19 protein-coding genes and 1 rRNA gene are annotated in these 26,830 nt (G+C 51.0%); 6 read left to right on the forward strand and 14 right to left on the reverse strand.

Features of this window, described 5'->3' with window-relative positions:
• Positions 1–115: ribosomal RNA gene (locus EQG79_RS17965) — 16S ribosomal RNA — on the reverse strand; the annotation flags it as partial.
• 213 nt (positions 116–328) lie between these two features.
• Entirely contained in the window at positions 329–1,957 is a 1,629-nt protein-coding gene (gene pruA / locus EQG79_RS17970) for an L-glutamate gamma-semialdehyde dehydrogenase (RefSeq protein ID WP_129602995.1), read from the reverse strand.
• A gap of 198 nt (positions 1,958–2,155) precedes the next feature.
• On the opposite strand from pruA, the gene thrC reads away from it, so the two are divergent.
• Positions 2,156–3,463 (forward strand): threonine synthase, encoded by a 1,308-nt coding sequence (gene thrC / locus EQG79_RS17975; protein ID WP_077924224.1) that lies wholly within the window; start codon positions 2,156–2,158, stop codon positions 3,461–3,463.
• Here the strand turns inward: thrC and EQG79_RS17980 are convergent.
• The 5 genes from EQG79_RS17980 to EQG79_RS18000 all read right to left on the reverse strand — a co-directional run bounded on the left by EQG79_RS17980 (position 3,460) and on the right by EQG79_RS18000 (position 12,391).
• On the reverse strand, positions 3,460–5,241 hold the full coding sequence (locus EQG79_RS17980; RefSeq protein WP_240699386.1) for a tetratricopeptide repeat protein: 1,782 nt from the start codon (positions 5,239–5,241) through the stop codon (positions 3,460–3,462). The genes thrC and EQG79_RS17980 overlap by 4 nt on opposite strands.
• A 514-nt stretch (positions 5,242–5,755) precedes the next feature.
• On the reverse strand, positions 5,756–6,448 hold the full coding sequence (locus EQG79_RS17985) for a class I SAM-dependent methyltransferase (protein WP_240699387.1): 693 nt from the start codon (positions 6,446–6,448) through the stop codon (positions 5,756–5,758).
• Between the two features lie 254 nt (positions 6,449–6,702).
• Positions 6,703–8,562, reverse strand: a complete 1,860-nt coding sequence (gene mnmG / locus EQG79_RS17990; protein ID WP_129603002.1) for a tRNA uridine-5-carboxymethylaminomethyl(34) synthesis enzyme MnmG — start codon at positions 8,560–8,562, stop codon at positions 6,703–6,705.
• Between the two features lie 153 nt (positions 8,563–8,715).
• Positions 8,716–12,027, reverse strand: coding sequence for a DUF4175 family protein (locus EQG79_RS17995; protein WP_129603004.1), 3,312 nt, complete (start codon positions 12,025–12,027; stop codon positions 8,716–8,718).
• A 19-nt stretch (positions 12,028–12,046) separates the two neighbouring features.
• Positions 12,047–12,391: a hypothetical protein gene (locus EQG79_RS18000; protein ID WP_077924219.1), complete on the reverse strand. Its 345-nt coding sequence runs from the start codon at positions 12,389–12,391 to the stop codon at positions 12,047–12,049.
• Between the two features lie 65 nt (positions 12,392–12,456).
• On the opposite strand from EQG79_RS18000, the gene EQG79_RS18005 reads away from it, so the two are divergent.
• The gene (locus tag EQG79_RS18005) at positions 12,457–13,164 is read left to right on the forward strand and encodes a ComF family protein (RefSeq protein ID WP_129603006.1); all 708 of its coding nucleotides are present in this window, start codon (positions 12,457–12,459) and stop codon (positions 13,162–13,164) included.
• A gap of 56 nt (positions 13,165–13,220) precedes the next feature.
• Here EQG79_RS18005 and EQG79_RS18010 read toward each other — a convergent pair whose 3' ends face one another.
• The 7 genes from EQG79_RS18010 to pdhA form a co-directional block, all read right to left on the reverse strand.
• Positions 13,221–14,486 (reverse strand): SUMF1/EgtB/PvdO family nonheme iron enzyme, encoded by a 1,266-nt coding sequence (locus EQG79_RS18010; protein ID WP_077924217.1) that lies wholly within the window; start codon positions 14,484–14,486, stop codon positions 13,221–13,223.
• 39 nt (positions 14,487–14,525) lie between these two features.
• The gene (gene mfd, locus EQG79_RS18015; RefSeq protein ID WP_129603008.1) at positions 14,526–17,879 is read right to left on the reverse strand and encodes a transcription-repair coupling factor; all 3,354 of its coding nucleotides are present in this window, start codon (positions 17,877–17,879) and stop codon (positions 14,526–14,528) included.
• A gap of 104 nt (positions 17,880–17,983) precedes the next feature.
• Positions 17,984–18,430 (reverse strand): barstar family protein, encoded by a 447-nt coding sequence (locus EQG79_RS18020; protein WP_129603010.1) that lies wholly within the window; start codon positions 18,428–18,430, stop codon positions 17,984–17,986.
• Positions 18,431–18,621: 191 nt separating this feature from the next.
• A complete protein-coding gene (locus EQG79_RS18025; RefSeq protein WP_129603012.1) occupies positions 18,622–18,918 on the reverse strand; it encodes a muconolactone Delta-isomerase family protein in 297 nt (98 codons plus the stop codon).
• A gap of 43 nt (positions 18,919–18,961) precedes the next feature.
• On the reverse strand, positions 18,962–19,594 hold the full coding sequence (locus tag EQG79_RS18030; protein WP_129603014.1) for an alpha/beta hydrolase: 633 nt from the start codon (positions 19,592–19,594) through the stop codon (positions 18,962–18,964).
• 69 nt (positions 19,595–19,663) lie between these two features.
• Complete coding sequence (locus tag EQG79_RS18035; protein WP_129603016.1) at positions 19,664–20,605, reverse strand: ring-cleaving dioxygenase; 942 nt, start codon at positions 20,603–20,605, stop codon at positions 19,664–19,666.
• Positions 20,606–20,744: 139 nt separating this feature from the next.
• Positions 20,745–21,806, reverse strand: coding sequence for a pyruvate dehydrogenase (acetyl-transferring) E1 component subunit alpha (gene pdhA, locus EQG79_RS18040; protein WP_077924212.1), 1,062 nt, complete (start codon positions 21,804–21,806; stop codon positions 20,745–20,747).
• Positions 21,807–21,972: 166 nt separating this feature from the next.
• Between pdhA and recF the strand changes: the two genes are divergently transcribed.
• From recF to EQG79_RS18060, 4 genes are all read left to right on the forward strand, one after another.
• Entirely contained in the window at positions 21,973–23,073 is a 1,101-nt protein-coding gene (gene recF / locus EQG79_RS18045; RefSeq protein ID WP_077924211.1) for a DNA replication/repair protein RecF, read from the forward strand.
• A 198-nt stretch (positions 23,074–23,271) separates the two neighbouring features.
• Positions 23,272–24,642 carry a glycoside hydrolase family 140 protein gene (locus EQG79_RS18050; protein WP_129603019.1) on the forward strand — a complete coding sequence of 457 codons (1,371 nt, stop codon included), beginning with the start codon at positions 23,272–23,274 and terminating at the stop codon, positions 24,640–24,642.
• Between the two features lie 170 nt (positions 24,643–24,812).
• Positions 24,813–25,472 (forward strand): TetR/AcrR family transcriptional regulator, encoded by a 660-nt coding sequence (locus tag EQG79_RS18055; RefSeq protein WP_077924209.1) that lies wholly within the window; start codon positions 24,813–24,815, stop codon positions 25,470–25,472.
• On the forward strand, positions 25,396–26,823 hold the full coding sequence (locus tag EQG79_RS18060) for a TolC family protein (protein WP_236648934.1): 1,428 nt from the start codon (positions 25,396–25,398) through the stop codon (positions 26,821–26,823). The genes EQG79_RS18055 and EQG79_RS18060 overlap by 77 nt, the downstream gene beginning before the upstream one ends.
• Positions 26,824–26,830 lie beyond the last annotated feature (7 nt).

Consider the following 26,830-nt stretch of genomic DNA (forward strand, 5'->3'; position numbering starts at 1 on the left):
CAGGTTGCTTACGCGTTACGCACCCGTTTGCCGCTGGTCTTGCGACCCGCTCGACTTGCATGTATTAGGCCTGCCGCTAGCGTTCATCCTGAGCCAGGATCAAACTCTCCATCGTAAATAATTGTGTACCTGATAAATCAGATACGTTGTCATTAGCCTTATTTGGTGCTAACCTATTGATATCAATACGTCAAAGAACTGTCTCACATCCCTTTCGGGGGTGATTGAGGCCAACCGTTGTCGGCCTTCCTTATTGATTTGGGACTGCAAAGGTAGCAGTTTGATTTGCGTTACGCAAGACCTGCTTCAAACTTTTTTCTGTTTTTTTTCAGCTCTCCAGAAACGGATACCCGAAGTGCCTGGGACTCACGTAGGTTTCCTTAATCGTGCGTGCCGATACCCATCGAAATAAATTTAAAGCTGATCCGGCTTTGTCATTTGTTCCTGATGCGCGGGCTCCTCCGAAAGGTTGTTGACCCACTACCGCTCCTGTTGGCTTGTCGTTGATATAAAAGTTACCTGCTGCGTTTTGCAGCGCCTGGGCGACCCGCTCAACCACGTATTTGTCTTTAGCGAAAATAGATCCGGTCAACGCGTAAGGTGAGGTACGATCAACGAGCTTGACGATTTCATCGAAGTCAGCCGGTTCATACACATATATGGATAGTACGGGACCGAATATTTCCTCGCACATGGTTCGGTAATTCGGGTCATCGACACGCAATACAGTTGGCTCTATGAAATAACCTATTGAATCATCATACGTGCCACCTGCTACTACAGACACCTGGGCGTTTTGCTTTGCTTCTTCGATATAGGCTGTAATCTTCCTGAAAGACCGCTCGTCGATCACGGCGTTGATGAAGTTGCCGAAATCTTCTGTACCGCCCATCTTCATCTCCCCTAGAAACGATTTAATTTTCGCTTCAACTGCTGGCCAGAGTGAAGACGGAATGTAAGCTCTGGAGGCTGCTGAACATTTTTGTCCCTGATACTCGAAAGCACCCCTGACCAGCCCCGTGGCTACCTCATCGACATGAGCCGACTCATGTACCAGTACAAAATCTTTTCCGCCTGTTTCGCCCACTATGCGCGGGTATGATTTGTATTTACTGATGTTCTCACCAATCGTCTTCCAGATTTGCTGAAACACGGCGGTGCTTCCCGTGAAATGGATACCGGCAAAGTCAGGGTGGCTGAAAATGATCTCTCCGGCTACAGGTCCATCTACGTAAATCAGGTTGATCACCCCTGCAGGCAGACCGGCTTCTTCCAGCACTTCCATGATCACTTTTGCCGATAGCACCTGTGTGTAGGCTGGTTTCCACACTACCGTATTGCCCATCAAGGCTGCCGAAGTGGGTAGGTTGCCAGCGATGGCGGTGAAATTAAAGGGAGTCAGTGCAAAGACAAACCCTTCTAACGGACGGTACTCGAGCCTGTTCCAGACACCAGCTGATGAGTTTGGCTGCTGCCGGTAAATTCCTTCAGCATAGTGCACGTTAAACCGCAGAAAGTCAATCAATTCACAGGCTGAATCTATTTCTGCCTGGTACGCGTTTTTCGATTGACCAAGCATGGTGGCAGCATTGATGCGAGCCCGGTATGGCCCGGCAATTAGCTCCGCTGCTTTTAAGAAGATACTGGACCGCTGTTCCCAACTCAGGTTCGCCCAGGCCTCTTTGGCCGTTAACGCTGCCTCGATGGCCTGATGCACATGTTCGGCATCACCTTCGTGAAAATAGCCCAGCGTATGCTTATGGTCATGGGGCGGAGCAACCCGTATCGTACGGTTTGTACGAACCTCCTGCCCGCCTATATACATGGGAATATCCGTTTCCTGAGCGCGGAAGTCGGCAATCGCCTGTATTACCGCGTTCCGCTCGGGCGATCCCGGACGATATTCTTTTACCGGCTCATTTGTCGGCATTGGCACATTTGACTGTCCGAAAGACATATGTATGCATGAGTTCTGGTAGACGTGTTGAACACAAAAAATAGGTCTACCGGTTTGTTTTGAAGCGTTTTACAGGTTGCAAAACTACAAAAACCCAAACTTATCCACAACGAACGCCAGTTTTCCACATTTCAAGTTCACCTTCTCCTTTCATTGAACTGATTTACCGTACTTTGTCTTTCGGTATCCTTATTTCGTATGCGTTTCTACAGCACCAATAGTCCACAGGTTACTGTGACAGCCGAACAGGCTCTTTTCAACAGCATGCCCGCTGATCGGGGGCTGTATATGCCAACTCCCCTGCCTGTTCTGGGTAAATCGTTTTTTGATACTATAGCCGGAGAGTCGTTAGCCGACATTGGTTTTGCCCTCAGCAAAGCCCTTTTCGGCGACGAAATCAGTAAGGCTGACCTGGAAGAGTTAACTCATAAAGCGTTCCCGTTCGAGACTCCTGTAGTTGACCTGGAGCCCGGTAAAGTATCCGTGCTTGAGCTTTTTCATGGTCCTTCCCTGGCCTTCAAAGATGTTGGTGCCCGCTATATGGCGGCTTTGATGTCTTATTATTCCGATCGGAACGAGCAGGAAGTGAATATTCTCGTGGCCACCTCTGGTGACACTGGTGGCGCCGTCGCGATGGGCTTTCACAATGTTCCTGGTGTTCGGGTGTCTATACTGTACCCGAGCGGACGCGTTAGTGATTTGCAGGAAAAACAGTTGACTACTCTGGGCGGTAATATTCAGGCTTTTGAAGTAGATGGTTCGTTTGACGATTGCCAGGCTATCGTCAAACAAGCGTTTGTGGACGCCGAGCTCAATGCAAGCCTTTCGTTGTCGTCGGCTAATTCTATCAATATATTTAGATTAATACCCCAGGGCTTTTATTACGTTAGTGCGTATGGCCAGGTGTGCAAGTCCAACAAATCAATCATTTTTTCTACGCCCAGTGGCAACTTTGGGAATCTTAGCGCCGGTGCTATGGTGCAACAGATGGGCTTGCCCGTCGACCATTTCGTTGCGGCAACCAACCTAAACCATATCGTACCGACCTACCTCAAAACCGGAGCCTACAGCCCCAAACCATCGGTAGCTACGCTATCGAACGCCATGGATGTGGGAAACCCCAGTAACTTCCCCCGCTTGGCTCATTTATATGGGGATAACTACGACCGGTTTGTGGATAACGTATCCGGTTACTTCTACGATGACGCAGAGACCCAGGCCGGTATGAAACGAATCGACGATACATATGGCTATGTGGCTTGCCCACACACAGCGATCGGCATTATGGGCCTTGAGGCTTACCTGGCAGATTCGAAAAAAGACGTTTACGGCATTGCGCTGGCAACGGCTCATCCCGCAAAATTTAAGCCTCTTGTCGAGGAAGTACTGGGTAAGTCAGTAGAAGTACCCGACCGTCTGGCAGTTCTGGCTGACCGCCCTAAGCAGAGCATCCGCATCCCGGCCGAATACGACGCCTTCAAAGAGTCGCTTCTTCAAACCTACTAGTTGATCACATCGCCACGCAGTAGCCGGAATCGTTTACGGGAGTCTGCTCCGTAGATGCTTCCGGGATACTGAGTCAGCAGCTTCTGGTATGCTTCCATAGCGGCCTGCTTGTCTTTCAGCCGCTCTTCGTAGATTTTTCCCTGGGTATACAAGGCGTCATCACCAAGAATATCCGTCGAAAACGAAGCGGTTATTTTCTTCAGATCGTCCAGTGCTTCGGTATGTTTACCCTGTTTCAGATAGGTATTGGCACGGAGCCAGAGTACTTCATCGGCCAGGCTGTGTTGTTCATATTTTTTCCACATCTGGTTGAGTTTATCCACAGCTTCGTCGGTTTTGTTCTGGAACAATAACAAGTCCACAGCGGCATACTCACGCATGGCGGCTTCTGTGCTATCCATACCCGTGTTATCCACAATCAACAGGCTAAGTTGTTCTGCGTCATTGGCTATCTCGCGGGATGTGGCCAGTTTCAACACGTCCAGAATATCTTTCGATACGGCAAAATCACCTTTGTAATAGTGTAGCTTGGCATTTTTAAGCTTGGCTTCGTACCCGAGCAGTTCTTCTTTCTGCGACTTCTCCACCTGCGAGTATAATAAGGTAGACTCCCAGGGTTCTCCTTTCAGCAAATAAATATCGCCCTTGTCCAGCTTGCACTTATCCACAAAATTCCGGTCAGTTTTCCCCAAATCGATAGCCAGGTCAAGCACTGTCAGGGCAGTGTCTTTACTGTCCAGGTAGTTTCCGTACAGGTTGGCGGTGCTTCGCAGGGCTTCGAGCGTTTTTACATTGGTGCCGATTTCCTGGAGCATCCGCTGGTAGTCGCCAATCAGCTTTCGAATTTCAGCTTTATCGATCGGGTATGTATTTTTCACCTGCTCTTCGCGGGCGTTGATCACCAATCGACGGGCAAACGGGTAGAGCTGCCCCTGTGGATAGGTCTGGGTGATGTACTCAAACGCATCGGCCGCTGATTTATATTCTTTATTATTCAGCGCCAGCATTCCCAGATCATAAACCCGGCTACCGTTCAGCTTCATTCGTTTATCGGTAGCTTTTTCCTGAAGCAGAGCCCGACTGAATTTCTGTTTCTGGACAAAGTACCAGATCAAAAGTTCGTTATAGGCCAGTTCGTTGGGTTCCTGCTGAATCCGGCTGTAGAGCGCTTTTTCTATGGTTGGCTCTTCTTTGGTGTTCAGGTAGGGCTGCAAAGCCGCCAGCACCATTTCTTTCTTCTCGGGCTGTTTGCTGGTCGTAATAATTTCCTCTACGGTTTTTTCGGTTTGCCCCGTTGCCCGGTAAAGGGCTATAAGTTCTTCGCTGTATGCCGTTGGGTCTTTGCTGACCTCCCGGGCCGTTTCGAGCGAACGAAGCGCCCAGCGGGTCTCTCCGGCCTCTGAGAAGGCAGTTGCCAGTTTTTCCAGCTTGATAGTTGACCCTTTGCTTGATTGGAGGGCCGCGGTGTATTGTTTGGCGGCCTGTACCGTGTCGCCCTGCTGGGCGGCCGCTTGGCCGATCAGCAGATCGTAGTAAGACCGGTTAGCTTCATCGCTTCGCTGTTGCTTACGCATGAACTTCAGTGCTTCATCTGCTTTGTTGCTTTTCTGCAGGCTGTACACATAACGCGACAGGCGAGACCAGCTCACATCATTCTTCAACAGCTTGCCATACTCGTTGGCCGCTTTCTCGAACTCGCCGGCTTTGAAGTACTCATCAGCTAGCGTGCCTCCCCCCTGTCCTTTAGCCACGCACACAGCCAGCAGCCAAATCAGCACAACAACGTTAGACCTTATTAACATTTTATATAAAAAGTCTTTTTAAGAAAACGTTATTACTCTTATTAAGGGTGTTGATAAGTGTATAAATAATTTGTCCACTTACCGCCCGTTCCGGTGTGGATAAGAAAGATAGGTAATCCACCTATCACTTTTCAGTTATCAACATTAAATCCATTGATTAATAAGTAAATAACATTTTATCCACAAAATGTTTGAAATCCCTTTGTGAATTTGTGCATAATTCTTATGCACAGGATAGAGTGAGGAAAAGATGAGTCATAGGTGGTAGATATGTTGCCGTATTTCCACATTTGCAGCCGCCCAATTTTCTAATGTGAATTACTAGTTAAGTAGTCCACACGGCTTCAGTTCCTTATCAACCCATTTCCCACATATCGGGTGGAGTTATGCACACAGATATGCACAGAAAAGTTTCACTTTTTTAATTTAGAATAGACCTGTTTTCCACCCCCGTGGATAGACCAGCTTGTGATGACCCTACCAACAACTATTATGCCTTTTTGAATACGTATATCTGACTAGACGAGTGACCCTTCTGTCCTCCCTTTATATTGGAGGCAAGGCCAATCCGTAGACTCTCCACAAAATTTGTCTGGCCGCTTCTATACCGGCTGCTCAACATGGCAATGTAAAAGGCATCGAAGACCATAGGGCGTTTATCAGCCAGTTTAAATCCGTGCTTGTCGAATAGCTTCTCTATAGTATCGGGTGTGAAATGGTACAAATGTCGGGGTACATCATAGGCAGCCCAGTATTGCTTATAATAATTGGCGTCATAGGAGTCGCTGTTCGGTACAGCGATAAGTAATGTACCGTTGGGTGCCAGTCGGGAATGGATCTGCTCTATTGTCTCGTTTAACGTGGGTACATGTTCGAGGACATGCCACATCGTAATCATGTCTACCTGCTCCTGGTCGATTGCCGTCAGGTCGGGCTGGATGGAAATTTTTGTTTTCTGGCTGGCTATAGCGCGTGCATCCGGGTCGGGCTCCACCCCTTTAATCGCCCAGCCTGCCTGTTGACTCACCTCCAGAAAAGCACCCGTACCACAACCGATGTCCAGCAGTTTTCCGGTACCTCCAGTCAATGTTGTGATCAGTTGAAGCTTTTGTTTTAACGTAATTGTTCGGACAAAGCGATATACCGAATTAATCAAACCTCCTCCCTGATCATTATGGGACACGTACTGATCCGATTTATAATAGGCTCCGATCGATTGCTGATCCGGGCGCGGGCTTGTAAAGCGGAAATTACACGACTGGCACTGCTGAATGGTAAACTCCTGCTGGCTTACCAGATAATCTTTACAAACCAGAAAAGGCTCAAACTGAGAATTGCCACAGATGGGGCAGGTAGTTACAGTCTCCAAAATGATGAACAGAAAATAGTAGATACAATAAGGCTCCGAATATATGATATACCCGGAGCCTCTGGTTATTATCGGCCCATATAGACCAGTAATATAGATACATCGGATGGACTCACTCCGCTGATGCGCGATGCCTGTCCAATAGTAGATGGCCGTAAACGCTTCAATTTTTCCTTTCCTTCAAACGACAGCGCTTTTAGCTGATCGTAGTCGAAAGCAGGGTTGATTGACAGATTTTCCCATTTATCGAGTTTCTCGGCATTCTGTTTTTCCCGGCTCAGGTAATCCTCATACTTAATCTCGATGACGGTCTGTTCCAGCGACTCCTCCCCTACCCCGGGCAGGTCGGGGATTTGAGAAAACAAGGAAATAACATCTTCCTGCTCAATTTCGGGGCGCTTTAGTAAGGTGTACAGGCTACTTTTTTCCCGCAGGGGTGAGCTGCCTTTCGTCTCCAGCCAATCATTTATGTCTTCAGGTTTAAGCTTTACTTTACGTATGGCTTCTGTGAGCGTAGCTACCTCCGTCCGTTTGGCAACCATCGAGTCATAACGATCCTGCGAGGCCAGTCCGATCGCATATCCTTTTTCAGTCAGGCGAATGTCGGCGTTATCCTGCCGAAGCAGCGTTCGGTACTCGGCCCGTGATGTAAACATACGATATGGTTCTTCCGTCCCCTTCGTAATCAGGTCATCGATCAGCACCCCGATATATCCTTCAGAGCGTTTGATGGTAAATTCGGCTTCTTCGTGCGCATTTCTATGTGCATTTATGCCTGCCATAAGGCCCTGACAAGCCGCTTCTTCGTAGCCTGTTGTCCCATTAATCTGGCCGGCGAAAAAGAGGTTTTGGACAAGCCGCGTTTCGAGCGTTGGCTTTAATTGTGTCGGCGGAAAGTAGTCGTATTCAACAGCGTAGCCTGGCCTGAACATGCGCACGTTTTCAAAACCCGGAATTTTTCGCAGGGCATCATACTGTACTGTTTCCGGTAATGATGTCGAGAATCCATTCACGTACACCTCCACAGTATCCCAGCCTTCCGGTTCTACGAAAATCTGATGCCGATCTTTATCAGCAAACCGGTTGATTTTGTCTTCTATGGAGGGGCAATAGCGGGGGCCTAGTCCTTTGATCCGACCGGTGAACATAGGCGATTTTTCAAAGCCTGTTTTCAATTCGTCATGCACATCCTGATTCGTGTACGTGATCCAGCAGCTTCGTTGCGTGGTTAATGCGGGCGTTGACGTATAGGAAAATTTGCCTGGCTTTTCATCGCCAAGTTGTTCTTCCATCAAATCATAATTCAGGCTTCTGCCGTCGACCCGGGGTGGTGTTCCGGTTTTCATTCGACCCGCTTCGAAGCCCAGTTGAGTCAATTGCTCCGTAAGCCCGGTTGCTGAACGTTCAGCTGTTCTGCCTCCACCGAACACTTTCTCGCCAATGAACATCCGTCCATTCAGGAATGTACCGTTTGTCAGAACCACCGATTTGGCCGTAAATTCGACGCCCAGTCCAGTTTTTACGCCTACAATTCGGTTGTCTTTGACAAGAACTTCATTCACCATGTCTTGCCAAAAATCAATATTTGTATTGCTTTCGAGCGTTTTTCGCCACTCCCAGGCAAACATATTCCGATCGCTCTGGCAGCGTGGACTCCACATAGCGGGGCCTTTTGAGCGATTCAGCATTCTGAACTGAATCATGCTTTTGTCGCTGATGATGCCCGACATACCACCGAGCGCATCCACTTCGCGCACAATTTGCCCTTTGGCAACTCCGCCCATGGCCGGATTGCAGGACATTTGAGCGATGGTCTGCATATTCATAGTGATCAGCAACACACGTGAACCCATCGTAGCCGCAGCATGTGCTGCTTCACAACCGGCATGTCCAGCGCCCACAACTATAACATCGTACGAAGCGTGCATTCTTTATTAGATTTTAAAAAATGTTTCACGTGGAAACTTTTCACAAAATTGACTGGTGCCCAATTTTTACACCAAAATTATACGGATGAGTGGGTAACAAAAAACCGTACCTGTTTGTGCCACAGGTACGGTTGAATATAATTGGTTGAAAATTTACTTATTAACTCGTTGCAGATACTGGTTTGCTTCTTTCTTGTAAAAGAGATTATAATTAGGAGAAACCGAACGCAACACTTCTACCTGCTTCGCTTTCGTCTGTAATGAGGTAGTATCGAAGAAAGACGGTGTACTTTTTTTAGTTGATTTTGCCGTTTCTGCCTGACGTTTCGGGTCTTCTTCCTGCTGTTTCAGCGCTTTTTCGGACTCAAGCAAACGGGTCATTATTTCGTTCTGACGGTTAATGGTATTCTGATTGATCCGTTTATTAACCAGATCTGTTTCAGTTTCATCCATTTTCTCCATCAACTCATTAACCTGTTTTTGCTGTTGTTTACCAACTTCAGTTCCTTTTGCGTTCTCCTCCATTTTTTTCAACATACTCCGAATAATGGCCTGCTGAGCGGCCATTCTCGATAACTCTTCAGAGAGTCCCCTACCCGACTGACCGCCTTTCTGGAGTTGTTTCATCTGGTCATTGAGCTTTCGCTGCATCTCGCTCATACCTTCACCGTCTTTCGGGTTTTTGCCTTTTTTACCACCCGAACCTGACCCAGGCATGGCCATGGCGTTCATCTGCTGCTGCATGTTTTTCAACACATCGCTGAGCATCAACGCCAGATTGTTGATAGACGTCATCGCAAACTGCTGTTTAGAAGCGGCCATACTTAACCGGCGTTCCTTCAGTTGCTGCGTGCTTTCGTCCATATAAAATTTCATGTTGGTCAGCTCTCGCGTAACAAACGACTGAATTTGGACAACCCGACTAGCCAGCGCGTTAAGGCTATCTTCAATGATTTTGGCATCGTCCTGCAGCTTCAGTTGTTCCTGAGATAGCTTGGTAACGCGAGGGTCCTGTAAGCTCATTCCCTTGAAATCTTTCATCACCCGCTCCTGACCGAAAGAGAGCGTGATGAGGTTTTCGAGGATGTTACGCAGGTCGTCCATGTTCTCCTGAAGCTGTTCCATCTCAGCCGATTCCATCGACTCTTTCATGTTCTTGCTCATGGAACGCATAGACTTAGCCGCCTTACTTTTTGATGAAGCCGACTTCTTGCCCTGATTCTGTTTCATCTGTTTCATCGCTTCTTCCAAGGCTTTTTCAATCTCTTTCTGCTCCTGTTCAGACATCTCAGGCTTAGTAAGCTCATCTTTTTCGGCCTGTTTCTGAATCTCTTTCAGTTGCTCTTCCGTGTTTTTGAAGTCCTCCTGCGACTTCTCCAACTCCTTCTGCTGCTCCTGCGTGGTTTCGTCTTTCTTCGCGTCTTCCTGGGCCTGCTTCTCTAGTTGCTCGGCTTGTTTCTCCAGATTTTCGGCTACGTTGTTGACTTTCTGTTCGAGCTGCATCTGCTTGAACAGCTTCAACGCTCGGTCCAGATCACGCTCCATGTTCCGCTCTTTTCGGCTTAACCGGTCGAGTAGTTCAGACGCTTTCTCGTCCTGTTTGCGCTCGAGCAGTTGCTTGAGCTGTTCATAAAGTTGCTTCGATTCCGGGTCGAGCAACTCATTAAATAGCTTCTGAAGTTGGTCTAATTTTTCCTGAACAGCTTCATTTTTTTCGGCGAATCGCTGCTGGGTTTCATTCGTTTTCTGGAACTGCTCCTGTAATTTCTGAACTTCCCGCAGCAACTCTTCCCGCTTTTGGAGTACATCCTGGAGTTGCTTTTTATCCTGAAAATCAGACGATTTTTTAGTGCGCATTCGCTCTTCCATCTGGCTCAGCTCTTTCTTGATAGCCTGGGTTTTGCTGAGCGCGTTGTTGATATCAGACTCGGTTTTCTCGGCCGATTTGTCAACCTGCTTCTGAATCTCAGCCTGCGATGGAATAACAAAATTCAGCTGATTGGAACGGCTTGATTTAGGACCGTTTACGCCATCATTATCCCATACCTGAACAAAGTACTCCAGTCGGTCTTCCTGTCCCAGTTTTAAGCTGTCTAGAGACCAGTTGTAGACAAAGTTCTGCGAAGTGGTGGACCGATTGATCGGGATGTCTTTGGTGTACGTAGGCGACGTTTTATCGCCACGTTTGATGGTGTAGTTCAGCTTCAGTTTCGAGAATCCGTAATCGTCTGAAACCAACCCGGACAGAGCAATGTAATTGTAGGTTACCGTGTCCTGAATCCGGTCGACGGAGATTTGAGGGAAGCGGTCCGGGATTACCTGTACGTTATACTGGATTGACGAAGGGGTCGAAATCTGACTGTTTCGTAAGGAAACGGTGTAGACCGTATTCTGCATCAGCCGCCGGTTGACGACAAAGGTATTTTCGTCGATTAGACGGGTCGGTATCGGTTGTTTATCAGTGTTAAACCGTAACTGTAGCGAGTCAGTATGGTCAGCGATAAACTTCCAGTTGACTACCGTCCCCTGCGGAACGAGCAGGTTTCCTACATTGGCGAGCTGTTCGCTAGGCTTGTTCAGATAAGCCGGATAATCAAGCTTTACATTAAACGACAACACAGCCGGCCGATCTACCAGGGCAACCGTATAAGCCGAAGAATTGTAGCCAGCGGCTTCCAGATGAAAGTCAAGATCACGTTGGAGGTTATCGAAGGTATAGGTAAACCGGTCGCCCGACTGGTCGAGCTTGAAGCGGGTGCCGTTCGCCACTACGTAAACAGCCTGGGGAATGGCGCTGCCGGTAAGTTTGACAGATAACGGAAAATCTTCATTACGGAAGGCTTTCAGCGATTTGTTTTCGACGACAAACTGGAACGGAGCCTCTTCGACAAACTCTTTATTATAGTTGACCAGCCGGGTCGATGACTTCGTAAAGAAAGCCGGATTCACAATCAGAATCAGCAGAATCAACGCCAGTGGCGGAATGGCATATTTCAGAAACTGCCGGTTACGACTGATCTGAATGGCATTCGCAAAACGGTTTATCAGCAGCTGTTGAGAACGCTGGTTCAGGCTGGCCTGCAGAAGATCACTCTGGTCGGACGAGATTCGCTGAAGCTGCAGCGTGTTCAGCAACTTATCCCCTACCTCCGGAAAAAAGGTGCCGATCTGCCGGGCGGCTTCGTCGTTGCTGAGCGGTTTGTTAAGTCCATAAAGGCTCATCAAAGGCCGCACAATCAGTAGGTACAGACTGACCAAAGCCATCAGGATGAAGCCGAAGAACAAGGCGCCCCGACCCACGGAGTTGAACCGGCCAATGAACTCGGCGGTGTTGATCAGAAGGTAGCCACTCCCTATCAGCGCTACGAAGAGTAAACTCCCCTTAACCAGCTGATTCAGAAAATAGCGTTTCTTGTACTCATCAATGCGCTGAATCAGCGTGGTGTAAGCGTTTATCGATTGCATATGAATACATGTTGAGTCGTTATACCAGCGCTGACTGGAAGTATTCAATAACGTGTTCCTTTAAAAACGTTTCCTGGGTCAACAAGTCGCCGGGGGGAACGGGCTTGGCCAGGATCCACTGGGGCCAGCCATCTTTGTCCAGCCCGTCAAACGTATAGTATCCAGACTGGCTTAGCACTTTACAAACCGCAATGTGCATCAGGTCTTGTTTGGCTTCCTTGGAGAAACGAATAGGGCCTTTTCCCAACTCCTGTACGCCGATCAGAAATAACACCGCATTCAGGTCTGCAGGCCGTTTGCCAACGAGTTGCTGCAGCTGATCGAGCAAGCCTTCCCACTGCTTATCTACATCTTTTTCATTCACGGGACTTGCCTGTTTATTGTTCTCTCTAAATTACACTATTTTTAGCTAACTAACGAACAGTCACTGTGTTTAGGTTTATTCGCATAGCCCTTTCCGACTTCGCCGACCTGCTTTTTCCAACCCTGTGTCTGGGCTGTACGCGATCGTTGACGGCCAACGAAAAAATCCTTTGCACGCGCTGCCGGATCAACCTGCCGGAGACGGGGCAACACCGCCGGGCCGACGATGATCACATCCTGAATAAGTTTGCCGGTAAAGTGCCTATCCAGTTCGTGGCCTCTTACCTGCACTTCTCTAAGGGTGGAATCGTGCAAAAACTAATCCATCGTATCAAATACAAAGGCCAAAAAGAAGCGGCCCGAGAAATGGCGCTCTGGTACGGTGATTTGCTGAAACGGGAAGGAAGTAAGCTGCCCGAACTCGACCTGCTGATCAGCGTGCCGATGTCAAAAGCGCGGTTGCAACAGCGGGGGTTCAACCAGGCCGAATGGATTGCCGCCGGCCTCTCCGAAGCGCTGGCTGTACCGATGCAGGCGGATATACTGGTCAGGAAACGGTTCCGTAGCTCGCAAACCCGAAAGAACCGGATCGAACGATGGGAGAATGTGAAAAACGAATTTGTTGTTCGGCAGGCCGACGTCATTCAGGGGCTTCGGGTGGCACTTGTCGACGATGTGCTGACTACGGGGGCCACGCTGGAGGCCTGCGCCGTTGCGTTGCTACAGGCGGGTTGTTCGTCGGTTAGTGTGCTAACGCTGGCGGCTACACGCTAACAAAAAAAGCGGCTACCCCGCTGGAGTAGCCGCTTCCGGAATGTGATGCGGGTGGCTTATTTGTTACGACCAACGCCGATCATGGCGCAGCGGAAACCAATCATAGCCGTGGCTGAATCCTGATCCAGGAACCGGCGCGTACCAGGCGAGAGCCAGTACGCTACGTCGTTCCAGGAGCCGCCTTTGTAAACCCGAAGCTTATCATCGATCAGGCTGTTGTTGCCTTTTCTGTCGTAGTTTTTAGCGTCGTCGAGGTACCCGTTCCGCCGGATGGGGTTCAGGTCATTTACGTCTTCGTACGACAGTGGGCGGTATACGTCATACACCCACTCGTTAACGTTACCGGCCATGTTATACAGACCAAAATCGTTGGCTGGATACGCATAGATCTCGGCGGTGATGATGGCGCCATCGTTTGAACGACCGGCAATACCAGCGTAGTCACCCCGACCGCGTTTGAAGTTAGCCAGCATCTGACCCTGTTTACGACCTTTCTTGGGGTTCCGCACCGACGAACCGTCCCAGGGGTAAATACGCTGGTTGATCTGGTTCTCGTCCATATACTGGGTGCCGATGAGCGCTTTGGCGGCATATTCCCACTCGGCCTCTGTTGGCAGCCGGTAATCGGGCAGGATCATGCCACTTTCCAGACTTGGTTTGGTCGGAGCAGCTGAGGTTGCTTCGGCCAGAGCGGGTTCGGCGGCTTCTTTCTTCGATTTACGCTTGAGCGAGAAGCCACCCCCTTTTTTCTTTTTATCACCACCGCCTTTGGCTAACTCATTGTTCACCGCGTCGGTCCGCCACCGGGCGTAGTCACTGGCCTGAACCCAGGAAACACCAACGACCGGGTAGTATCGGAAAGCCGGGTAGCGCAGGTACTGGGTAACGTACGAGTCGTTAAACGAAAGCGGATTGGCCCAGACCGTTGTATCTGGCAAGGCAGCCCGTACTACTTCTTCTGACGAGTCGCGCGAGATGGCGTTCAGGTACTCGAGGTAGTGAACGTTGGCAATCTCGGTTTCATCCATATAAAACGACTGGATCGATACCGTACGCTCGCGGTTATCGCGCGTGTTCATCACGTCTTCTTCCAGCGCCCCCATCGTGAACCGGCCGCCTTCAATGAAGACGAGGTTCGGGCCTGCTTTCTGTCCCGCAAATTTCTTTACCTGGAAGCCATCCTTCTGGTTGTAAGCAATTCCTGTCGCCGTACTTTTCTTGCCGGGTTGTACGCTGGTCGGATGCTTGGACTTACAGGATGCCAGTGCCGCCGTTGCCAGTAGCACGTAAGCCACTCGTTGCAGGTGATACTTCTGAATCATTGCTGTATTTTGTGTAAAACGTAGATACAAAGTTGGGTATTAAATCGACATTGCCCCTAAAATTTCATCCAGCTGTTCGACCGAGTGAACGTCCGTATGGGTAAAAATAGGGCGGCCTTTTGACTCCTTTAGGGAACATTGGGCTGGGTTTCGCTTGATGTAGTCAATTACCTTGCCAAATTGGTCGCCGGTAAAGAAGGCATCATTCCCGTTAGAAACGAAGTATCCTTTCAGAATAGTATTCTTAAGCGTCAGTTTTTCAAGGTACAAGCGCTCGGCTTTCCACCGTACGTTCACCATCTTGATCAGGTTCTCGACTTCTTCAGGTAATGGCCCAAACCGATCGAGTATTTCCTGACGGAACGCCAGGAGTTCATCCGGGTTCTGAAGAGTATCCAGCCGGGTGTACAACGCAAGCCGCTCCGATATGTTTTGAACGTACCGTTCGGGTATAACGACGGTCAGGTCGGTTTCTATGACGGTGTCGGGCAGGGCCAGCTTGAAGTCGCCGGGTTTGGTCTCGAACAGGTCCCGGAATTCGTTCTCGCGCAGCTCCTGTACGGCTTCGTCCAGTACTTTATGGTACATCTCGAAACCCAGATCGTTTACGAAGCCGCTCTGCTCGGCTCCCAGAAGGTTACCGGCTCCGCGGATGTCGAGATCGCGCATGGCAATCTTGAAGCCTTCGCCCAGATCTGAGAAGTCCTCCAGCGTCTGAAGCCGTTTCCGGGCATCGGCGGTGAGCACCGAAGGAGGTGGAGTCAGCAGATAACAGAACGCTTTCCGGTTGGACCGACCCACGCGACCCCGCATCTGGTGGAGGTCCGATAAGCCGAAGTAATGCGCATTGTTGATCAGAATCGTATTGGCGTTCGATATGTCGAGTCCCGATTCGATGATGTTGGTCGATACGAGCACGTCGTACTCCCCTTCGATGAACCGGGTCATAACCCGCTCCAGTTTGTCGCCTTCCATCTGGCCATGTGCCACGCCGATCCGCGCTTCGGGAACGAGCCGCATGATCAGGTTTCCGATCGACTCAATGTCGTTGACCCTGTTATGGACGAAGAACACCTGCCCGCCCCGCCGGATCTCGTAACTGACCGCATCGCGAATAGTAGCTTCGTTGAAAGCATGTACTTCGGTGGTTACGGGCTGTCGGTTTGGCGGGGGCGTAGCGATGACCGACAGGTCACGGGCGCCCATCAGTGAGAAGTGCAGGGTTCGGGGAATGGGCGTTGCCGTCAGCGTCAGTACGTCGACCTCCACCCGCATTTCCTTGAGCCGGTCTTTGGTTTTTACGCCAAATTTCTGCTCTTCGTCGATAACCAGCAGACCCAGATCCTTGAACTTGATATCCTTGTTAACGATCCGATGGGTGCCGATCAGAATGCCGATCTCGCCTGCGGCTACATCTTTCAGAATCTCCTTCACCTTGGCCGCCGACCGAAAGCGGTTAATGTACTCGATCTTGACGGGGAAGTCGGCCATGCGTTCGCTGAAGGTCTTGAAATGCTGCATCGCCAGGATCGTGGTCGGGACCAGCACGGCTACCTGTTTGTTGTCGGTAACGGCCTTGAATGCCGCCCGAATCGCTATCTCCGTTTTGCCGAAACCCACGTCGCCACAAACGAGCCGGTCCATTGGGTGCGGCCGTTCCATATCGTCTTTAACGTCGTTGGTGGCTTTAGCCTGATCGGGCGTGTCTTCATAGAGGAACGACGATTCCAGTTCGGCCTGCAGGAAACTATCGCGGCTGTAGGCGTATCCCGGCGCGGTCCGGCGTTTGGCGTAGAGGGCAATCAGCTCGCGCGCAATATCCTTGACCTGCTTACGGATGCGGGACTTCTTCTGCTCCCATTCCTGCGAGCCCAGCTTGCTCATGGTCGGTGGAGTGCCCTCACGGCCGCTGTATTTGGCGATCTTGTGCAAACTGTGGATACTGACCAGCAGCATGTCGTTATCGCGGTAAATCAAACGTATGGCCTCCTGTTCGTTTCCTGCGTTGTCGACCTTCTCCAAACCGGCAAACCGACCGATGCCGTGGTCAACGTGAGTTACGTAGTCGCCAGGCTGCAGCGTTTTCAGTTCGCGGAGGGTCAGCGCCTTCGACTTTGAGAATTTGTCCTGCACCCGGTACTTATAATACCGGTCAAAGATCTGGTGGTCGGTGAAGACCGCAATCTTCAGCGCGTCGTCCAGGAAGCCTTCGCGCAGCCCAATGTTCAGCGGTTGAAACTTAACAAACGGATCCAACTCTTCGAATATGGTGCGGAGCCGGTCGAGTTGCTTGAACGACTCAGCCGCGATAACGTTGGTATACCCCTTGGCCTGGTTATCGCCCAGGGTATCGACCAATCGTTTGAAATCTTTGTTGAACGATGGCTGCGGCTTGGAGGGGTACTGCTGCCGGCCTTCGGTTTTGAAGTAAAATTTACGGCCAAATTCAACCGTCCGAAACCGCTTCAGCTCGTTCAGAAACGACCGCCGGGTTTCGAACAGTTCGCCCGGGTCGGACACGATCTGAATGCCGCCACTGCTGGCCACCGTCGACTCAAAACTTTGTTCGGCTTTTTCGTAGCACTTGTCGACGATGTCGAGGGTAAACTCGATGTCTTTAGCCCAAACGGTTGTGGCTGCGGGCAGGAAGTTGAAGAAAGGCTCGCGCGTTTCTTCAACGAGTTTGGTCTGGATGTTCGGGATAATATTGATGAACTCAACGGCCTCGGTTGAGAGCTGCGTTTCGGGGTTAAACTGCCGGATGCTCTCCACCTCGTCGCCAAACAGATCGATGCGATAGGGAAACTCGCTGGCAAACGAGAATACGTCGATGATACCACCCCGTACCGAAAACTGCCCCGCTTCGTAGACAAAATCTGTTTTCTCGAATTCGTAATTCTGAAGCAGTTCAGCAACGAAACTGGTGTCCAGCTTCTCCCCCACCCGAATGGTCAGTGTATTGGCCTGTAACGATCGTTTGTTGATTACTTTTTCAAACAACGCTTCGGGATACGTTACCATCAGCAGCCCATCTTTTGGAGCCGGGTTCAGCTTGTTCAGGACCTCGGCCCGCATCAGTACGTTGGCGTTTTCAATCTCCTCGTACTGGTACGGCTTTTTATACGACATCGGTAACAGGAGCACATCGCGCTCGAGCAGGTTCTGAATGTCGTTGAAAAAGTAAGCCGCTTCGTCGCGATCGGTCAGAATGTACAGGTGATTACCGCCCACCGATCTGAACATAGTGGAGGCCAATACAGCGTCCAGACTACCCGCCATTCCTTTAATTTGAAGACGTTGGGGTTCGCCATCGGGTTTCCGGCCAAACGGTTCGGCCAGCAATTTTATGAAGCTATCGTCGGCGTATAAACCGAGCAATTCGTTAGGTTTCAAACGTACCAGCAGGTTGTATTGTCAAACACGAAAAGCCGCTGGAAGAACGTTCCGGCGGCACGGTAGCATAACAGCACGTTTCGGCGATTTGTTGCAGGCGGAACCTAGTTTAAGTCGGCTATCTTTTTGTAGTCGATCTGCTCTTTTTGCAGCAGTTTCTGAATACGCTCACTGTCCTCAAAAACGACGATGATTTCCTTCTTGTCGTCAATTTCTTCATCATCGACCCACTTCCAATCCTCGGCCGTTGCATCAAGCATATTTAGAACACTGGCCATTTTGGCGGGGTCACGTTCTTTGCTGATAAAGCTATTTGTATCGGTGATGTAGAGCACAATCCGGTCGTCTTCCAGCCAGTGTAAATCGTTCAGCGAATCGCTCAGATCATCGAGGCTGAAACCGAAATCGGGTATCTCCAGTACGTGGGCTATGGCCTCGTAAAACTGTCTCAGGGTAAGCGTTTTTGCTCCATCAATATGGGCGATAAAATCGCTCCCAAAACGGGTCTTTAGGTCGGCTTCTGACTGGCTGATTAGTATGTTCGGACTCATGTAATACTGCTAAAAATAAGGGGTGGTTAGTCTATAGAAACTGTTCCACGTGAAAATTGAAAATCAGCAAGTTATAAACGTATGTAACCAGTTAAACCCTGGTTACTTATGCATATTTGTGTGTAGCGTACCCGCAAAAGTACAATTTTAATGCATAAAAAAACCCTCTTGGCGAGAGGGTTTTTCACGGTTTAGTTCAGCGAAAAAAGCGGGATTCGGGCCGCCACCATGTTATGAAACATGAGCTCGGTAATCATAGGAGTCATGTACTTGACGAGCGGAAATTCGGAGATTGATTCCATCACTTCCAGCTCGGAGTCGGCCTTAAAAATGCACCAGAGTTTTTGGCGATCGACCGAGAGCGAGTAAGACAACAGAAAGCCTCGCTCCATTAATTCTTCTACCTTAAGCCGCTGAGCTGGAATCCGGTTTGTAAACTCTTCATCCATAACAGCCGGGAGGTCAAATTCAACCATATACTGGCTCATAAGCATTGCTGTTAATTGCAAACCGGTTTGTGGGATGGGCCACTTATGCGCCCCCGGTTATAAGCAAATTAACAAAGTTTAGCTCATCTTCGTTGATCGAGTGCGCAAAATTCGGATACAGCCTGGCCGTGACAGACGCCCCCATCTCCGAAAAAACACGTTCGCTTTCGAGCACCCGCTCTTTCGGAACGTGCGAATCGGTATCGCTGCAACCCAGAAAAACGGGCGTATTGCCAAACGATCCTTCGTACTGCCGGGGCGTGCCGTCGGGGCCGATCAGCCCACCGCTCAGACCAAAAATACCTCCGTATTCGGTCGCGTTTCGGGCAACATATTCCAGCATGAGACAAGCCCCCTGGGAGAAGCCAAACCAGTAAATCTGCGGAAGCTTGAAATTGAAATCAGACTGAAGCCGGGCACGCAAACTTGTCAGCACATCGAGCGCCGACGACAGGTAAGGTTCGTTCTCCGACATAGGCCGCAGGAAGGAGTACGGGTACCAGGTGCGGCCGTTAGCCTCGGGCGCAACGAACGCAAAATCATCGGCCTTGATGTACTCCGACAACGACAGTATATCCCGCGCTGAGCCGCCCCGACCGTGTACCATGATCATCACTTTGCTGGCTTCTTCAAGCGGCTTACCAGCCGTCACTATATTATTCGGGTTGTGTATCATAAAGAAACCTGTTTAGGGGCCCGATCACAGCCGCTCATTCGATGAGCGGCTGTGATCGGGGTCTGACATTTACCGGACAACAATGGGGGGCAACGCCTGCTCCAGGGTGGCCCGGCGGGCTTCGTACTGGGCGGGCAGTTTCAGATTTTGACCCAGCTCGGCCAGGGGTTCGTCAACGGTGAAGCCCGGCGGGTTAGTCGCAATCTCGAACAGGATACCGCCCGGCTCGCGGAAGTAAATGCTGTGAAAGTAATTCCGGTCCAGCACCGTAGTCGGCTGAAAACCGGCCCGCATCAACTCATCGCGGATAGCCAGCTGGGTCTCGTCCGTATCGGTCGAGAAGGCTACGTGGTGAACCGAACCGGCACCCTGCAACGCCCTGACATCGCCCGGCGAAACCTGCACGTCGACATAGTTGCCGGGGCCGCCAGTACCGGCTTTGAACCGGAAGCGACCCTGCTCCTCCCCTACCAGCGTATGCTGCATAGTATCGGTCAGCAGTTTGATGGTCCGGTCGGGATTCTGCTCGTTTAGCGTAACGGTATGAAAACCGCGAACGGCGTACTCGGCCGGGATGTGTTTATTGTCCCAGCCCGGGCGTTGGTCTTCGTTGTTGAAAACGAGTTCGATACCCGCTCCGTCGCCATCTTCGAACCGAAGAACGGATTCGGAAAAGCGTTTGTAAGGACCCGCGTACGGAATACTGCGCTCGTTGAGCCGATCCATCCAGTACTGCAGCGAAGCGGTGGGCACCGAAAACGCGGTATACGTCAGCTGACCTACGCCTTTCCGGCCACGGGGCAGACCACCGCCGTAGGGGAAAAACGTCAGAATGGTACCGGGCGATCCGGCTTCGTCCCCGTAATAGAGATGATACACATCAGGCGCATCGAAGTTGACCGTTTTTTTGATCAGCCGCAGGCCCATGATGTCGGTATAAAAATCAACGTTGCGTTGCGTGTCGCCAGCCAGTGTGGTTACGTGGTGCAGGCCATTGATAAGGGTTTCCATAGTGCAAAAAGTTATTTGTGAGCGTCTTTGTTCAATACGTGTAGATGTATTTGATGTATATACATTTAATTTTTAAAATTTGTTCAATAAAAAAAGCCCGACTTGTAAAAGCCGGGCTTCAGATGAAAATCAGTGTGGATTACTCCATGATGAATGGGTAATCTTTCTGAACGTAAACGTCTTTGTAAGCTTCTTCGGCCGGGGGGTACGGCGACTCTTCGGCAAACTTAACCGACTCATCGACAATACCTTTGATTTTTTGATCGATAGCGGCCAGATCATCTTCCGTTGCCAGTTTCTGCTCAAGGATACGGCTCTTGACCATTTCGATCGGATCGCGCTGTTTGTACTGTTCTACTTCTTCTTTAGAGCGGTACTTCTGCGGATCGGACATCGAGTGGCCCCGGTAGCGATAGGTCCGGAACTCGAGGAAGGTAGGTCCTTCTCCCGACCGGGCGCGGTCAGCCGCGCGGCTAACGGCGTCATGAACGGCTTCAACGTCCATCGCGTCGACCGGTTCAGCGGGCATGTCATACGATTCGCCGAGGGTGTACAGCTCCGTTACGTTCGAGGTGCGGGCTACGGAGGTACCCATAGCATAGCCGTTGTTTTCTACCACGAAGATGACGGGTAGTTTCCAGAGCATAGCCATGTTGAACGCTTCGTGCAGTGCTCCCTGCCGAACGGCGCCGTCGCCCATGAAACAGATGCAGAGGTTAGACGTCTTGTTGTACTTTTCGGCAAAGGCGATACCGGCACCCATCGGCACCTGCGCACCGACGATCCCGTGGCCACCCATGAAGTTGACCGATTTATCGAAGATGTGCATCGAGCCGCCTTTTCCTTTCGAAGAGCCTGTTTGTTTGGCAAACAGCTCGGCCATGACGGCCTTTGGATCAGAGCCAAGAGCCAGCGGGATACCGTGATCGCGGTAGGCCGTGATCCATTTGTCGTCTTTTGTAAGCGCCGTGTATGAGCCCGACGATCCGGCTTCCTGCCCAATGTATAAGTGGCAAAAACCCCGGATTTTCTGCTGCCCGTAGAGCTGCCCGGCTTTTTCTTCAAACTTGCGTTGCAGCTGCATAGACTCGTACCAATACAGGTAACGCTCCTTAGGATGCTGCGTTTTGGCCGGGGCCGGGGCCTTCCCATTCTTGGGCTGACTGGCTGCGGCTGGGTTTTTGTCTTTTACGCTTGCCATGAGAAATGAGTTCTATTGGAATGGGCAGACGCAGGTAGCGGCTCACTCTGGGTTTATTAACCTAACAAAGCGACCGTATCTTTGTTGCCAATATCGACGGCTTACAGTTATGCGTTAAACCGACAATTGACCGCGAAATTACGCATTCCCTCGTTATACACCACCTATGCACCTCGAAAAGCTGAGCCTGACCAATTTTAAGAATTATGAAGACGGGCGATATGCGTTTGGGCGGCAGGTAAACGTAATTGTTGGGCCGAACGGCAGCGGAAAAACGAATCTGCTCGATGCGGTCTATTTTCTGTCGCTGAGCAAAAGTGCCTTCCAGAATCAGGACGCTTTTAGTATCCTGCACGGGGCCGACTATTTCATTATCGACGGGGTTTTCCAGGAAACCGAACATCACCACGCCCAGATCACGATCAGTTTGCAACGCGGCCAGCGAAAGGTAGTCATGGCCGACAAAAAGCCTTATGAACGAATCAGTGACCACATCGGCCGTTTTCCGGTCGTTCTAATTGCGCCGAACGATACCGACCTGGTGCGCGAACACTCCGAAGATCGGCGCCATTTTTTCGACGGGGTTCTGTCGCAGCTCGACGCCGATTACCTGCAGGATTACCTGACCTACCAGCACGTACTCAAACAGCGCAACAGCCTGCTCAAACTGTTTGCCGAACGGAATCAGGTCGACAACGACATGCTGGATACGTATGACGAACCGCTGCTTGTTATCGGTCAGCGGATTCATGACCGGCGGCAGCAGTTTATAGCCGAGTACCTCCCCTTTTTCCAGTCGCATTATGCCTACCTCAGCAACGAGCGCGAAGTGGTCAATATCGTCTACGAATCGGAGGTGAGCAATCCGGGCTTTGCCGAGGAGTTTCGCCACTTTCGACGGCGCGATACGGTGCTGCAACGGACTACAATGGGCGTCCATAAAGATGACTATAACTTCCTGATCGGCGAGGTACCGCTGAAAAAGTTCGGTTCGCAGGGGCAGCAGAAGACCTTCGTGATTGCGCTGAAACTGGCTCAGTTCGACTGGCTCGAATCGGTCAAAAACATCAAGCCTATCCTGCTGCTGGATGATATTTTCGACAAACTCGACGACCAGCGCATCGGCAAACTGATTGCCCGGATGGACGAAGGTGCGTTTGGTCAGATCTTCGTTACCGACGCCCGCGCCGAACGAACCCGCGATTTATTAAGTGAGGTAAAGGCCGAGGTCCGGTTCTTCGAAACAGGCGACACCAGCCCACTCTGATACTTCTCCCCACCGGCTACCCTGCTGCTGACTCTGGCAGAACAGACCGATAGTAAGTTGGTCTGAAACCCTCCTTTTACCCTACGCAGTCTGGCTGCATCGATCCCGAAGCGGAGTTGCGATGCGGTGGCAGGCAATGCCTTGTTATTGCCGGGCCAGCCAGCTGCGTGTAGCCTAAACCCGTAATTATTACTTTTCATGAAAAGAGCCCTTACTCTTATTGTCGTACTGTTGGTTAGCGGGCTGGCCTTTGGTCAGCAACCCTTCTCGGGTGGACCGCTCAGGGTGTCGGAGAACCGGCGTTACCTGGTCCATGCGGATGGTAAACCGTTCTTTTACCTGGGCGATACCGCCTGGGAGTTGTTTCACCGGCTTAACCGCGCCGAAGCGGACCAGTACCTGAAACGCCGGGCCGAGCAGGGCTTTACCGTCGTTCAGGCCGTTGCGCTGGCTGAGCTGGACGGTCTGGATACGCCCAATGCCAACGGTGATAAGCCACTTCTTAACAACGACCCTACCAAGCCAAACGAAGCGTACTTTAAACACGTTGACTACATTATCGACAAAGCCGCCGAGTACGGTATTGTTATTGGCCTTCTGCCTACCTGGGGCGACAAACTCTTTAAAAGCAGTTGGGGTAAAGGACCCGAAATCTTTACGGTCGGCAACGCCAGAACCTACGGGCAGTGGATTGGCAACCGGTACAAAAACCGGCCAAACATCATCTGGATCATAGGGGGCGACCGCAACCCCCGACCCAACTCGCAGGATGTGGCGGTCTGGCAGGCCATGGCCGGCGGTATCGAAACTGGGGTCGGTGGGGCCGACAAAGCCCTAATCAGCTACCACCCGCAGCCGAACGGACTGAAAGGCGGAGCCATCGAATGGTTCAGCAACGACGCCTGGCTGGATGTCAACATGCACCAGAACGGACACTGCCGCGACACGCCCATGTACGATCACATCAGCGTGTCGTACAACAAAACCCCCATTCGGCCCACGATGGACGCCGAACCCATCTACGAAGATCATCCGGTCTGTTTCAACGCCAAAGACCTCGGTTTGTCCAACGCCTACGACGTCCGGAAATACGCTTACCTCGATTTGTTTGCCGGGGCCCACGGCCATACGTACGGTTGCCACGATATCTGGCAGATGTACGCGCCGGGGCGGGAGTCGGTCAACGGAGCGCGTATGCCCTGGTCAGAGGCCCTCGAACTGCCCGCTGCCAACCAGATGAAATTTGTCCGGCAGCTGATGGAGTCGCGGCCAATGCTGGAGCGCGTGCCCGATCAGTCGCTGATTGTCGAGAATAACTACCCGCCTGCCGAGCGGATACAGGCCACGCGGGGCCGGACTTATGCATTCGTGTATACCGCAGCCGGAAAACCAGTTACGGTCAACCTGGGCAAAATCAGCGGCTCGAAGGTGAAAACGGCTTGGCTGAACCCGCGCACCGGTGAAACAAAAGAGCACAGTACCCTAGCCAACACGGGCCAGCAATCGTTTACACCCCCCACCTCCGGCTACGGCCAGGACTGGGTGCTGGTGCTCGACGGGGTGCAGTAAGTCAGTCAAGGTAAGCCACTAACGCCCGGCGAAATTTCGGTTTCGTCGGGCGTTTACGTTGGTTCGCACGCGTATTTTGGCCGTTCATCATTTTATCTAAAAATATATAATGGAAACTCCGAACCTTTGCGGAGTTTCCGCGGTTTTACCCGATAAAGTACAATTCCAATATGAAGGAACGGATTTTATCGGAGGCAGAACGGCTATTCTGGCGATACGGCGTGCGCTCGGTAACAATGGACGACATTGCCCGGCAGCTGGGTATCTCCAAAAAGACGATCTATCAGCATTTCAGTGATAAAGAGCAGATTCTGTACCAGGTTATTCAGGACAAAATCAGTACCGACGTTACGGAAATGCAGTGCGTAGTCTCAGAAACTAGCAATCCGATAGAAGAAATGTTGATTGTGCTGGAAATGATGCAGAAACACCAGGATCAGCTTAGTCCTAATCTGGTGATGGACGTAAAGCGTCATTACCCGCAGGCGTTTACGCTGTTCCGTGAGCACATGGATCGGCATATATTGAAATCGCTTCTTGAAAATATACAAAAAGGAATTTCGCTCGGTTTATACCGGCCCGATATCAATCCGGCTATTCTGGCCCGGATGCGGGTTGAGCAAATCGAGCTGGCGTTCAACAACGATTTTTTTCCAACCAGTGAGTATTCCATGATCGATGTGCAGCGGGAGCTGATCCATCACTTCGTCAGGGGGATGCTTACCGAACAGGGCTTCACCATCTACAATCAGTATGTCAATTTATACAATCATGACGTTCAGGAAAACAAGGCGGATACTAGCGGTCTGGCTACTCTCTCTGCTGAGTAGTACCAGCCTGTTATGGGCCCAACAGCCCCAGCGACAGGAATTTTCGCTACAGGAAGCCATTCAGTTTGCCACCTCGGCCAACATCAATGTGCAAACGTCGCGTCTGGATGCCGCGTCTGCCGAAGCCCGGATCAAAGAAGTAAAATCGACCACGTTGCCGCAGGTCAGCCTGGGTAGCCTGTTGACCTACAACGCCATTATCCAGCGCTTTATCTTACCGGCGGGTGGTTTTGGGGGACCCTCGTCGACAACGGCCGGCAGTGGTACCCAACCCGATAATGCAGCCGTAACGGCCATCCCGTTCGGGGTAAACTTTCAGGGCAACGTACAGGCAACGGTCAACCAGCTGCTGTTCGATGCCTCGTATAAAATTGGTCTGAAAGCAGCGGCTACCCTCCGGGAGCTGAGCCAGAAAAACGTGACGGCCTCCAAAATCAACGTGGCCGAGCAGGTGGCTAAAGCTTATTATAACGTACTGGTCAGCGAAGAGCGGATCAAACTGCTCGATTACAACATCAGCCGGATCGACTCGCTATACAAGGAAACGCAGGCCCTCAATAGGCAGGGATTCGTGGAAAAGATCGACGTCGACCGTCTGGAAGTGCAGTCGAATAACCTGAAAGCCGAGCGGCAGAATGTTCAGAACCTGATCGGGCTGAGCTATTACCTGCTCAAATTTCAGATGGGCCTGGGTACGAACGACGTGGTGGTGCTGACCGACAAAATTCAGGACCTCAACCCCGACCAGCTCGAACGGTCGGTTGCGTTTACGCCGGAGTTCGACTACAGCCAGCGGGTCGAATTCTCGGTGCTGCAAAGTCAGATCACGCTGGCCGACCTCGATTACCAGAGCATTGCCAAGCAGTATTTTCCGCGGGTGGTGGCGTCGGCGACGTATGGTCACAACAACGGTCGGAATAACCTGGGCGATTTTTTTACAACGACCTGGTTCAACTCGGCGGCTATCAACCTGCAGATTCAGGTGCCGGTATTTGACGGATTTCAGAAACGCTACGCAGCCCAGCAGAGGAAGATCGCCCTCGATAAGGCCCGCCTGGGGAGCAACCTGCTGAAAAACTCGATCGACCTGCAGATCCGGCAGTCGCAGATTACGATTCAGAACAGCCTGCAGACCCTGCGGACGCAGAAACGGAACCTCGATCTGGCCCAGGAAATTCTGCGCGTTACCCGAATCAAGTACAAAGAAGGCGTTGGGTCGAATATTGAGGTGCTGAACGCTGAATCGTCATCGCGCGAAGCGCAGACCAACTACTTCGCATCGCTGCTGGATTTCATGCTGGCCAAAGTTGACTACGACAAAGCAACGGGTAAGCTGTATACAGGCAATTAAAGACAAA

Source organism: Spirosoma sordidisoli (assembly GCF_004138325.1).
Classification (GTDB): domain Bacteria; phylum Bacteroidota; class Bacteroidia; order Cytophagales; family Spirosomataceae; genus Spirosoma; species Spirosoma sordidisoli.

What these genes read in the sequence shown, in the direction of transcription:
- EQG79_RS18060 (WP_236648934.1), top strand. Translation starts at nt 25,396, where the DNA reads ATGTCAATTTATACAATCATGACGTTCAGGAAAACAAGGCGGATACTA.
- EQG79_RS18030 (WP_129603014.1), bottom strand. Translation starts at nt 19,594, where the DNA reads ATGATACACAACCCGAATAATATAGTGACGGCTGGTAAGCCGCTTGAA.
- EQG79_RS18020 (WP_129603010.1), bottom strand. Translation starts at nt 18,430, where the DNA reads ATGAGTCCGAACATACTAATCAGCCAGTCAGAAGCCGACCTAAAGACC.
- EQG79_RS18055 (WP_077924209.1), top strand. Translation starts at nt 24,813, where the DNA reads ATGAAGGAACGGATTTTATCGGAGGCAGAACGGCTATTCTGGCGATAC.
- EQG79_RS18010 (WP_077924217.1), bottom strand. Translation starts at nt 14,486, where the DNA reads ATGATTCAGAAGTATCACCTGCAACGAGTGGCTTACGTGCTACTGGCA.
- mnmG (WP_129603002.1), bottom strand. Translation starts at nt 8,562, where the DNA reads ATGCACGCTTCGTACGATGTTATAGTTGTGGGCGCTGGACATGCCGGT.
- EQG79_RS18035 (WP_129603016.1), bottom strand. Translation starts at nt 20,605, where the DNA reads ATGGAAACCCTTATCAATGGCCTGCACCACGTAACCACACTGGCTGGC.
- pdhA (WP_077924212.1), bottom strand. Translation starts at nt 21,806, where the DNA reads ATGGCAAGCGTAAAAGACAAAAACCCAGCCGCAGCCAGTCAGCCCAAG.
- pruA (WP_129602995.1), bottom strand. Translation starts at nt 1,957, where the DNA reads ATGTCTTTCGGACAGTCAAATGTGCCAATGCCGACAAATGAGCCGGTA.
- EQG79_RS18025 (WP_129603012.1), bottom strand. Translation starts at nt 18,918, where the DNA reads ATGAGCCAGTATATGGTTGAATTTGACCTCCCGGCTGTTATGGATGAA.
- thrC (WP_077924224.1), top strand. Translation starts at nt 2,156, where the DNA reads ATGCGTTTCTACAGCACCAATAGTCCACAGGTTACTGTGACAGCCGAA.
- EQG79_RS17995 (WP_129603004.1), bottom strand. Translation starts at nt 12,027, where the DNA reads ATGCAATCGATAAACGCTTACACCACGCTGATTCAGCGCATTGATGAG.
- EQG79_RS18050 (WP_129603019.1), top strand. Translation starts at nt 23,272, where the DNA reads ATGAAAAGAGCCCTTACTCTTATTGTCGTACTGTTGGTTAGCGGGCTG.
- recF (WP_077924211.1), top strand. Translation starts at nt 21,973, where the DNA reads ATGCACCTCGAAAAGCTGAGCCTGACCAATTTTAAGAATTATGAAGAC.